Here is a 10,874-nt window from a genome sequence, read left to right as displayed (position 1 = left end):
TATTATTTATATCTTCCCCAGTAAGTAGCTAACATTATTCCTGAAAAAATATCCCAAACACCCCAAAACGCAGCAAGAAGGGCCATTCCTCCTAGGCCATCAAAAAAACTAAAAATAAGTAGTAACCCTAAACCACCATTTTGTATTCCTGTTTCCATAGAAATAGTTTTAGAGTCCTTTTTATTTAATTTAAAAGATTTAGCAGTTACATAACCTATAATAAACGCATAAATATTATGAAATATTACAAGAAATAAAACTAGATGTATATAGTCTTTAAAAACATCAGCGTTATCATAAAGGGCTATTACAATTAATAAAAGGAAAAAGAAAATAGAAAATGGACGTAAAAGTTTATTGATTTTTTTAGCCATTTCATGATGATAGTGATTAACTAACATTCCTAAAACTATCGGAATTCCTAAAATAAGAAGGACAAGTTTAAAAAGTTCAAAAGGGTTTAAGGAAACACTTTTTAAAATTTCGTTAGTAGGCCCGTATAAACTACCCCATAATTGTAAGTTTAACGGGGTCATTACTAAACAAATTATCGTTGAAAATGCTGTTAAACTAACAGATAATGCAGCGTTACCTTTTGCCATTTTACTAAAAAAGTTAGAAACATTTCCTCCAGGGCAAGCAGCAATCATAATCATGCCTAAAGCAAAACTAGGGTATGGGTTAATAATATTGATAAGAATAAAGGTTAAAAAAGGAAGTAAAATAAACTGAGATAATAATCCAACAAATAATATTTTAGGTTCATTAATAAGTCTTTTAAAATCCTCTACCTTCATATCTAAAGCAATACCAAACATAATGATAGCTAGAGCAACATTAAGCATCCATAAAGCTTCAGTATCAAAATTAATCTTAATACTATCAATTTGTAAAGTGTTAATGTTTAAAGGCATATTCTATTATGTTAGCCCCCATTTGTAGAGCTTTTGTTCTAATTTCTTTTGGATTGTTATGTACGGCAGTATCTTCCCATCCATCACTTAAATCACTTTCGTAATCATAAAAAACTATAAGTCTACCTTCATAGAACAAACCAAAACCTTGAGGAGGTTTTTTATCATGTTCGTGAATTTTTGGCAAGCCTTTAGGAAAGGAAAAAGTTTGATCATAAATAGGGTGATTGCTGGGAATTTCTTGAAGTTGTAATTCAGGAAAAACTTTTTTTAATTCTCTTCGTATGTATTTATCAAGACCATAATTATCTGATACATGTAAAAAGCCTCCTGAAATAAGATAACTTCTTAGTATTGAAATTTCATTATTTGTAAATAAAATATTACCATGTCCGGTTATGAAAACTATTGGGTAGTCAAAGATAGTTTCGTCGTCTAGCGTAATGTTTTGTATGTTTTTGTCAATCTGGGTTTTCGTGTTTTGATTAGTGAATTTTACAAGGTTAGGTAAAGCTGTAGGATTTGCATACCAATCACCACCTCCTTTATATTGTATAACAGCTATTTCTTGAGAAAAAATATTTTGACTTAATAGAAAAATAAAAAGCAGGGTGAGGTTTTTCATGAATTAACTTGAATTTAAAAGCAATATAGTAAAACAACAATAAAAAAACACTAATAAATTTGTTATCGCCTTCTTTTCTTTAAAAAAATAATTCTTTTGAATATGAAAGCTAATTAATAAAGTATTATGTAGTTCTTAAATAAAAAAAAACACCAATAATAAATATTGATGTTTTTAAGCTATAGCTTCCTCTTCTTCGTAATTGAGAAATAAATTACACCTCAATAAATTTTTTAGAAATTTCACATTATAAATTGAAAACCCCTTCAACTATTTTCAATTACTAATTTTTTAATTTCTCATCACAAATATAGCTTAAGAGTAAAATATAAGGGTTCGAAAACGTCCATTTTGGATGTTTTCGAACTGTCTTTTTATAAAAAGATTATAAAATTAATTTAAAACAATTACAGATAAGTTTTTAAATTGAACAGGTGTATAACCTGTATGCTTTTTAAAAACGGTATAAAACGTAGATTTAGAGTTGAATCCAGATTCCAAGCCTATTGAAGTTATTGTATAGTCAGCATAATCAGAATCAACTAAAAGAGTCTTAGCAAAATTTACTCTCATTTCATTTAAGTAATCAGTAAAAGACTTTTTAGCAACACTATTTATAATAAGAGAAAGAGTACTAGAACTTAGTTTAGTATCTTTTGATAAGTCTTGTAAAGTATATTTATTTAATAAATATTTCTTTTTTGATCTAATAAATTGGTCTATTTCATTAAACTGTTCTTGTTGTTTGTCTATTTGGTTTTGAGAAAAACATTTATTTGTGTTTAAATTAATTAAATCTATACCAAAGTCATCATTTAAATCAATTAAAAGAGATTCTCTAATTTTTTTACGCTCTTTTAATACACGAATTTGTCTTAAACCTTGATAACCTAACCAGTAAATTAAAACAGTAGTGTAAACTCTTAAAGGGTAATAAGAGAATAAGAAACCGGTAAAGTTCATTTTTACTTTAATAATTAAGGCTAAAATCCAAAGAGCATATCCAATTGAAGTTAAAATAAAAAAAGTATAAATCCATCTAAGATTATCAAACGATAAAATTTTAGGAAAGAGCTTTTCTTTCTTATATAAAATATAAAATGAATAAAAAAAAATACTTAACGAAGTAGTTAAGCTAAATATTTCCTCGATGGAGGTATACCGTTCATAAGTATAATTTAAATACTCTCTTGAAGCAGAATCACTGTAATATAGAACAAAGCTAATTTGGCTAATTATAAGAATAAAAAAAATAGGAATAATTAATTTTAATATTTTGTACGACTTTTCAGCAAGGTTTAGGTAGTGAATTAAAAACATATACAAAAAAGGCATTGCTAAAAAATGCCAAGGTATTTGTACATAATCTAAAGCAAACTTATGCTGAAATAATTCTTTTTCTAAAACCCAAGATTGAATATTGTTTAGAGAAATTGCCAAAATTAAAAGGTTTAAGTATATCATACTTTTTTCTCGTCCATTTTTAGAACAAAAAAGTATTATACTAAAAGCAAAACCATGAATGGCACTAATTAACAAAAAGAGATTAAAAAAATCTGCTGTAGTCAAAATAAAACACTTTAAAAGAGCTAAATATACGAAAAATGAATTATTGATGTAAATAGGATATGCTTTGAACTACATTTAAGCCTGCGGTTTCTGTTCTAAGTCTATTCTTTCCTAAAGAAATAGGGATGAATTTCTTGTTTAATGACTCTTGTATTTCTTCAGGAGAAAAATCACCTTCGGGTCCAATAAGCACGGTATATTTTGATGTTAGAGAAGCAACGTTTTTTAAAAACTTTTTTTCAGTATCATTTTCACAATGAGCAATAAAAATTTCTTCTGAAAAATCATTTTTTATGAAGTTAGAAAAATTTATTGGAGGGTTAAGTTTAGGCAATGTAAATTGTAGTGATTGTTTCATTGCAGATTGTATAATTCTTTCTAAACGGTCAACTTTTACAACTTTTCTTTCTGAGTTTTTACAAATAATAGGGGTTATTTCATCAATACCAATTTCTGTAGCTTTTTCCAAAAACCATTCTAAGCGATCGTTGTTTTTCGTAGGTGCTATAGCTACGTGTAAATAATAATCTCTTGTACTAGGTTTTTCTTCGTATTTAATAATTTTGGCAATACACTTTTTATCATTTCCAATAATTATTTCAGCAAAAAAAAGAATACCATTTCCATTAGTGATATGCAATATATCTCCTTCTTTTTTCCGCAAAACACGAATTATATGACGACTTTCATCTTTGTTGAAAGTAATTTCTTTTGAAGTGATTAATAAATCCGGATTATAAAAAAGTTGCATTATAAATCGAGTTTGTATGTTCTTCTTCTTTTGTGAATTTTAGGACTAAAATCTTTCCAAATTTGATGAATTGCATGATTTTCTTCAAGTTCAGGTGTTCTAATACAGTTTTGAATTCCTTTAGCCAAAAATATAGGATGAAATTGCTCAAAAATAATGGCTGTAACTCCTTTGTTTTGATATTCGGGATCAACTCCAATTAAATAAAAAGTAACATCTTTAGAGTTTTTTCTTGCATTCAACAAGTGGAAAATTCCGAAAGGAAAAAGTTTTCCTTTTGCTTTTTGTAAAGCTTTAGAAAAAGAAGGCATAACAATAGCAAATGCGACTAGTTTATGATTTTCGTCAACAACAAATTTTATATACTCAGGGTTTATAAAGCTTATATATTTCTTTTTAAAATAAGCTATTTGAGCATCTGAAATAGGCACATAAGTTGATAGTTTGGAATATGTTTTACTAAACAAGTTAAACATTTCATCAACATAAGGCATAATTTTATCTGTAGAAGTAAAGTTTAAAGGAGTTAAGTTGTATCTCCTTTGAATTATATTACTAGCCTTTCTATATTTCTTAATATCAACGTTACTGAAAGAGAATATACTTTCGATGTATTCTTTTTCTTTTGTAAACCCTAAATACTCTAGGTGTTTCGCATAATAAGGATGATTGTACCATGTAATCATAGTTCCAATGTGGTCAAACCCTTCAATAAGAACTCCTGTTTTATCTAAATTATTAAAACCAACAGGACCTTCTATGTATTCTAAGTTATTTTCGCGACCTATTTCAGCAACTTTATTTAGTAAAGCTTTAGATACTTCAATATTATCAATAACATCAAACCAGCCAAAACGTATTTTTTTTATATGCTGCTTTTCTACTTCATAAGAATTGATAATAGCTACAACTCTACCAACTATTTCATTGTTTTTTAATGCTAAGAAAAAACGAGCTTTGGCATGTTCAAAAACAGGATTTTTATTTTTGTCAAAGCTTTCAATTTCATCCTTAATAATAGGAGGAACCCAGTACTTATTGTTTTTATAAAGAGAAAAAGGAAACTTAACAAATTGTTTCATTCCCTTTTTGGTAGTTATTTCTTTAATTTGAATCATTTTACAAATTTAAGGCTTTTAATTATCCTCCTTTTCTTTTTCCTTTTCTTTCTCTTGTTGTTCTTCTTTTTTAATTTCTTCTTCTAGCTTTTTTATTTCTTTTTCAAGCTTTAAACGTTCTTTTTCTTTACGCTTAGCCTCTTTTTCTTCTTCTTTTTTAATTTGTTTCTCAAGTTTTAAGCGTTCTTTTTCTTTACGCCTCTCTTCTTTTTCGGCTTTCTTCTTAGCTTTTTTAGCAGCTTTTCTTTCTTCTTTAGCTGTTTTTTTCTTTTGTTTTTTATCTTCTTTAACAATCATATCAACCAAAGACCCTTGGCGTTCTCTCTTAGGTTTTTCGTTTAAAAGCTCTCCATTACCTGAGTCATTATCTAAATCAACTTTTCTCTTCTCTTTTTTAGAAAATAGTTTTCCTACTTTACTAAACATTCGACCAAAGAAATTCCTATTCTCGTCATACTTAACAGGTTTTTCTTCTTCAATCTTGTTTCCAAATTCATCTATTTCAACAAAATCGTCTTTATGTCTATTAAGTCTGTATGATACTCCTAAAGAACTATATATACCAATTTCATCTTGTTGTAAGTTTGCCCTTAAAGAAGCATTGAACTGTAAGTTTTCACTAAAAAGATAGGCGGCACCTGCTCCTATATTAGTTTTTTTCTCATATTCTTCAAAAATACCTTGTATTTCAGCAAAACCAGACCAATAATCATTAAAGTTATAGGTACCCGTTACTATGTAAGAAAGTTGAGAAAAATCAGTTCCAATATAATCATAATGTAGGTTAGTAATTACATTTAATTTGTCAGAAAATTCATTTTGTAATAAAATACCAACTTTAGGACTAAACCCACCTCTTTCATGATAATCAGTTAAAAAACTTCCAATATTTATACCAGCAGAAACACCAATGTGTGGTATCCACCTTTTCCAGTCGAAAGAATGTCTTTTTTTCCAACTTCTTATTTCTTTGCTCTTATCATCATATTTAGGAGCATAAATCAGATATTTTGCACCTAGACTAAATTGACTTAACCCTGTTTTATTATATGATGACTCAAAAATGTTTTTAAATGCTATTTTATCTCTTTGTAAAGAAGTATTAAAGTTTACTTCTAATTTTTCAGAAATAAAGCTGGTTCTAAAAAACAAGTTTAATCCTAAGGCTTCAGGATTGCTAAAAGTTGGTGTAGCATTCATTTTTCTATAAAAAATACTTGTTTCGAACTGATAAACACCCGAGCCAACACTATAAGGGCTTTCAGAAAAACCTGGCTTATTTGAATTTATAACAGGTGTATATTGCGCGTTAGTAGTTAGAATAGAGCAAAAAACAAAAAGGATAAGAAGTTTCTTAATCATATAATAAATCCAAATTTTCAGGTTGTACAAACATACGTAAAAATACAATTACCTATATAATATAAGTTTTGTAAACTCTTAACGCTTCCTTTTGCTTCAAATTGTTATTTTTGATTGATTTTTTTATTTTAAGAAAAAGATGACATATTTAAATGAAGCTGGACCTGTGAATTTTTTAAAAACCATATTAATTATTCTGTTAGTTTATTACGTTATTAAGTTTTTAGCGAAACTTTTTGGACCATACTTAATAAAAAAAGCAGTAGACAAAGTACAAAAGAAAGCTGAACAACAGTATAGAAACCAACAACAAGCATCTGATGTTGAAGTAGGAAAAACTGTTATTGATAAAAAGCCAAGTAATTCTAAAGAAAGTAATAATTCTGTTGGCGAGTACGTTGACTATGAAGAAATAGACTAACCATGAACTTAAAGAAATTTTTACCGTTTGCAATAGCAATTATTGTTTTTGCAATAGCATCTGTATTGTATTTTAACCCGGTTTTAAGCGGAAAACAAATTAAACAAAGTGACATTACTCAGTTTATAGGAATGTCAAAAGATGTAAAAGAATATAGAGCTGAAAAAGGAGAAGAGCCTTATTGGTTAGATAATGCTTTTAGTGGAATGCCAGCATATCAGGTAAGTGCTTATTATCCGAATGACTTTGTACGTTATGTTGATAAAGTTATTCGCTTTTTACCTAGACCTGCGGATTATCTTTTCTTATATTTTTTAAGTTTTTTCTTATTATTAACTGCCTTAAAAGTTGATTGGAAACTAGCTGTTTTAGGAAGTTTGTCCTTTGGGTTTTCTACCTATCTGATAATTATTTTTGGAGCAGGACACAATGCGAAAGCACATGCTATAGGTTATATGCCAATGGTGATTGCAGGAGTAATTTATATTTTTAGAAAACGATATTTATTTGGGTTTATTTTAACGGCTTTAGCAATGGCTTTAGAAGTTTATTCAAATCATCCACAGATGACTTATTATTTAGGATTTTGTTTGTTGATTTTGGTAATTGTTGAAGGTGTTGAAGCTTTTAAATCGAGAACATTACCTGTGTTTTTTAAACAATCAGCTATTTTGGTTGCAGCAATGTTAATTGGTATTGGAGCTAATTCTACTAGGTTGTTAGCAATGAAAGAGTATGCTGATTATAGTACGAGAGGAAAATCAGAACTAACAATTAACCCTGATGGAACATCAAAAGAAAAGTCTACTGGGTTAGATAAGGAGTATATAACTGAATATAGCTATGGAATAGCCGAAACATTTAACTTGATGATTCCTCGTTTTATGGGAGGAGGAACAGTTGAAGAGTTGGAAGAAGACTCAAACTTTTATCAAGTTTTAGAGCAAAATGCTGGTAAAAGTGTAGCAAAAGAGTATTCTAGTCAAGTGTTGACTTATTGGGGGAAACAACCTATTGTTGAAGCACCAGCTTATATTGGTGCGATAGTTTTTTTCTTATTCTTTTTAGGAATTTTTCTAGTAAAAGGACGATTAAAATATTGGCTGGTTGCAGCTACCATTTTTTCGATCGTATTAAGTTGGGGTAAAAACTTTTCTATAATAACTGATTTCTTTATTGACTATATACCTTTATATAATAAATTTAGAGCAGTATCGTCTATTCAAGTAATAGCAGAATTATGTGTTCCTTTGTTAGGAATTCTGGCATTAAAAGAATTTTTCTCTTCTGAGAATTCTTCCGAAGAAAAAGAAAATGCAGTAAAGAAAGCTTTTTACATTGTCGGAGGTATTTCTTTATTGTTCTTATTGTTTGGATCTAGTTTGTTCGCTTTTGAAGGATTACGTGATGCACAATATCAGCAACTTCCAGAGTTAATTGATGCTTTAATTGCAGATAGAAAATCAATGTTATTTAACGATAGTTTACGTTCTCTTTTATTGGTTTTAGCTGTTGCAGGAATGTTGTGGTTTTATTTGAAAGGAAAATTTAAGCAAGTACCTGTGTTAATTGTATTGGGAGGATTAATAATTTTTGATTTGGTCTCAATAGATGCTAATTATGTTAACAAGGAAGATTTCACTTCAGCTAGAAGAGTACAAAAACCATTTACAGCAACAAAAGCTGATGCAGAAATTTTAAAGGATAAAGGATATTATAGAGTTGTTAATTTTAGCGTAAGTCCTATGCAAGACGGTAGAACTTCTTATTTTCACAATTCGATAGGAGGGTACCATGCTGCCAAGATGAAACGTTATCAAGAGTTGTTTGATTATCAAATAGCTAAAAATAATATGGAAGTGCTAAATATGTTAAATACTAAGTACTTTATTATTAGCGATGAACAATTTCAAGAGAATCCAGAAGCTAATGGGAATGCATGGTTTGTAAACTCATTAAAAAAAGTATCTTCAGCTAATGAAGAAATTATAGCATTAGATAGTTTGAATACTAAATCAGAAGCGGTTATAAACTCAAACGAGTTTAATCTAAAAGCCGATGTGTTTCAAAAAGATTCAATTGCTACGATTAATCTTGTGAAGAAAGATCTTACTGAATTGATATACGAAGCAAGTACAACTTCAGAACAATTTGCTGTATTTTCTGAAATCTATTACAAAGATGGATGGAACGCTTATATTGATGGAGAAAGTGTGCCATATTATAGAGTAAACTATGTTTTAAGAGGAATAGAAGTTCCTGCAGGAAAACATAAAATAACTTTTAAATATGAGCCTTCAGTAATTAAAACAGGAAGTTCATTGTCTTTAATTTGTTATGCTTTACTCCTTATAATACCTATTGGTTGGTTTGTTATAAAAAAGAAGAAGAACTAATTTTCAAGGTCTTTTAAAAATACAGAAGGGGTTACACCAATATGTTTTTTAAACGCTCTTGTAAAAGCAGATGCGTTGGTATAACCTATTTCTTCAGCAATGGCTTGAATGGAATATTTTCTAAAGTTTTTGTCTGTCTTTAATTTATGTACTACATAGTTAATTTTAAGCTTAGTACAGTATTGTTTAAAAGACTCTTCGTAATACTTATTAAAAACAAAAGAAATATAAGTAGTATTGGTATTTAATTTTTCAGCAATGTAGTTAACTGAAAAATCAGGTTTTAAAAAATCTAAACTATTAGCAATATTCCTAAATTCATTAAGAATTTTAGCTTCTAAGATTTCATCAATATTGTATTCTTTTTTTTCTATTTCTGTCGTTTTATTGTTGCTTATTACAGATATAAGTTTCTTCTTCTTATCTTTTTCTTTTTTAAATAAATAAAAAGTAATAACGAAAAAAGTTAATAATAAAATAATAAAAGAAATAATGAGGTTACGCTGTTTTTCTGCTTCTCTTTGTTCTATAGTTTTTTTAAGCTTTTGAGCTTGAGCAAAATTATTGTTGTAAAAAAGATTGAAAGTTTTGTCTTTAGTATCTTTTGTTAAATGATGTTGTTCTAAAGTAAGTTTAGAATACTTGTAAGCGCTATCCAGTTTATTTAAATTATTATATTCTTTTGAGAGAATGTCGTAAATAGTAATAAGTTTACTCCTTTCACATTTTTTATAATTCATTAATAATTTATTAGAATGGTAAATAGCGGAATCAGAATTTTTTAAGTTGTGAAAACAAATGGCTTTTAGGTAATATTCTTTGTTAAAATAAGAATAACCATTACTTATATTTTTATAATTATTAATTAAATCAATAGCTTTAGAAAATTCTTTTTTAGCCATTAAAACTTTAGTTTTTCTTAAGTAATAATATATTTTAGAGTCTTTATGTTGAGGAGTAAATTGTTGTGTTAATTTATAAGCTTTGTCAAAGTAATAGTCAGCAGAATCCAGGAGAATGGTATTTGGGTTTTTATTGTTAATTAAAATATATGTGTTTCCAAGGCAATTAAAAGAGTTAGCTTTCCATTGAAGAAAAAAATTGTTTTTTTGAAAATCTTTAAGAACAGTTTTTTTTGATTCCGAAATAGCTTTTAGTAGTATACTTTTAGCTTTTTCTTGCATGTTAAGTTTATTTTTTATTACAGCTTTACTAAGAACAAGTCCCAATTTATTTCTAATCCATTTTTGATCTTTTATAGGATGATTAATTATTTCTTTTTCATACTTAATAAGTATAGAGTAAGCTTCTTCGTACTTTTCTTGATTTTTTTTTATCCAAAAAAGCCTATTTAAAGAAGCAATTTTTCTATCAATAAGGCAAGTCAAGTTATTATTTTGGAGTAAAGAATCAATTTGTGTTATTACCTTATTAGAAGAAGTTGCAGCTTCATCGTATCTTTTTAATCTATAAAGTCCATAAATTTTATCAGTAGCAGCTTCTATTTTTGTACAAATATTGTTAGAATTTTCTAACTTATCACAATAAAAGAACAAGCTATCAGTATTAATGTTTTTATAAAAGTCAATCTTACTTCGGTTTATAGAATCTAAATATATTGTTTGTGATACTGTATTTAATGAAAAAAATAAAGTAATTAATGTTATAAGTATAAACCTAATCATTAGAATAGTTTAAGTAATTAAGAATTCTTTTTC

9 protein-coding genes are annotated in these 10,874 nt (G+C 27.9%); 2 read left to right on the top strand and 7 right to left on the bottom strand.

Annotated elements, in window-relative coordinates; all coding sequences use genetic code 11:
• Nucleotides 1–2: 2 nt before the first annotated feature.
• From NH341_RS04735 to NH341_RS04710, 6 genes are all read right to left on the bottom strand, one after another.
• Complete coding sequence (locus tag NH341_RS04735; RefSeq protein ID WP_253055829.1) at nt 3–914, bottom strand: bile acid:sodium symporter family protein; 912 nt, start codon at nt 912–914, stop codon at nt 3–5.
• Complete coding sequence (locus NH341_RS04730; RefSeq protein ID WP_253055827.1) at nt 898–1,539, bottom strand: DUF4159 domain-containing protein; 642 nt, start codon at nt 1,537–1,539, stop codon at nt 898–900. Before NH341_RS04730 ends, NH341_RS04735 begins: the two co-directional genes overlap by 17 nt.
• 393 nt (nt 1,540–1,932) lie before the next feature.
• Nucleotides 1,933–3,003, bottom strand: a complete 1,071-nt coding sequence (locus NH341_RS04725) for an AraC family transcriptional regulator (RefSeq protein ID WP_167714041.1) — start codon at nt 3,001–3,003, stop codon at nt 1,933–1,935.
• 145 nt (nt 3,004–3,148) lie between these two features.
• On the bottom strand, nt 3,149–3,859 hold the full coding sequence (locus tag NH341_RS04720; protein WP_125067914.1) for a 16S rRNA (uracil(1498)-N(3))-methyltransferase: 711 nt from the start codon (nt 3,857–3,859) through the stop codon (nt 3,149–3,151).
• Complete coding sequence (locus NH341_RS04715; protein ID WP_239178832.1) at nt 3,859–4,977, bottom strand: GTP cyclohydrolase; 1,119 nt, start codon at nt 4,975–4,977, stop codon at nt 3,859–3,861. Before NH341_RS04715 ends, NH341_RS04720 begins: the two co-directional genes overlap by 1 nt.
• Nucleotides 4,978–4,995: 18 nt before the next feature.
• Complete coding sequence (locus tag NH341_RS04710) at nt 4,996–6,339, bottom strand: transporter (protein WP_253055822.1); 1,344 nt, start codon at nt 6,337–6,339, stop codon at nt 4,996–4,998.
• Between the two features lie 139 nt (nt 6,340–6,478).
• Between NH341_RS04710 and NH341_RS04705 the strand changes: the two genes are divergently transcribed.
• Together NH341_RS04705 and NH341_RS04700 are read left to right on the top strand one after the other, a co-directional pair.
• Nucleotides 6,479–6,760, top strand: coding sequence for a DUF4834 family protein (locus tag NH341_RS04705; RefSeq protein ID WP_047789655.1), 282 nt, complete (start codon nt 6,479–6,481; stop codon nt 6,758–6,760).
• A gap of 2 nt (nt 6,761–6,762) precedes the next feature.
• Nucleotides 6,763–9,156 carry a YfhO family protein gene (locus NH341_RS04700; RefSeq protein ID WP_253055820.1) on the top strand — a complete coding sequence of 798 codons (2,394 nt, stop codon included), beginning with the start codon at nt 6,763–6,765 and terminating at the stop codon, nt 9,154–9,156.
• On the opposite strand, the gene NH341_RS04695 is transcribed toward NH341_RS04700, so the two are convergent.
• Entirely contained in the window at nt 9,153–10,841 is a 1,689-nt protein-coding gene (locus tag NH341_RS04695; RefSeq protein ID WP_239178824.1) for an AraC family transcriptional regulator, read from the bottom strand. The two genes, NH341_RS04700 and NH341_RS04695, sit on opposite strands and share 4 nt — an antisense overlap.
• Nucleotides 10,842–10,874 lie beyond the last annotated feature (33 nt).

The organism is Tenacibaculum sp. XPcli2-G (assembly GCF_024124505.1).
Lineage (GTDB): Bacteria > Bacteroidota > Bacteroidia > Flavobacteriales > Flavobacteriaceae > Polaribacter > Polaribacter mesophilus.
Note: the sequence above shows the minus strand (reverse complement) of the source record. Positions and strands in the feature narration are given on the sequence as shown.

Excerpts from the sequence above, each read along its gene's own strand:
- NH341_RS04710 (WP_253055822.1), bottom strand. The coding sequence starts at position 6,339 with ATGATTAAGAAACTTCTTATCCTTTTTGTTTTTTGCTCTATTCTAACT.
- NH341_RS04700 (WP_253055820.1), top strand. The coding sequence starts at position 6,763 with ATGAACTTAAAGAAATTTTTACCGTTTGCAATAGCAATTATTGTTTTT.
- NH341_RS04725 (WP_167714041.1), bottom strand. The coding sequence starts at position 3,003 with ATGATATACTTAAACCTTTTAATTTTGGCAATTTCTCTAAACAATATT.
- NH341_RS04735 (WP_253055829.1), bottom strand. The coding sequence starts at position 914 with ATGCCTTTAAACATTAACACTTTACAAATTGATAGTATTAAGATTAAT.
- NH341_RS04730 (WP_253055827.1), bottom strand. The coding sequence starts at position 1,539 with ATGAAAAACCTCACCCTGCTTTTTATTTTTCTATTAAGTCAAAATATT.
- NH341_RS04695 (WP_239178824.1), bottom strand. The coding sequence starts at position 10,841 with ATGATTAGGTTTATACTTATAACATTAATTACTTTATTTTTTTCATTA.
- NH341_RS04715 (WP_239178832.1), bottom strand. The coding sequence starts at position 4,977 with ATGATTCAAATTAAAGAAATAACTACCAAAAAGGGAATGAAACAATTT.
- NH341_RS04720 (WP_125067914.1), bottom strand. The coding sequence starts at position 3,859 with ATGCAACTTTTTTATAATCCGGATTTATTAATCACTTCAAAAGAAATT.
- NH341_RS04705 (WP_047789655.1), top strand. The coding sequence starts at position 6,479 with ATGACATATTTAAATGAAGCTGGACCTGTGAATTTTTTAAAAACCATA.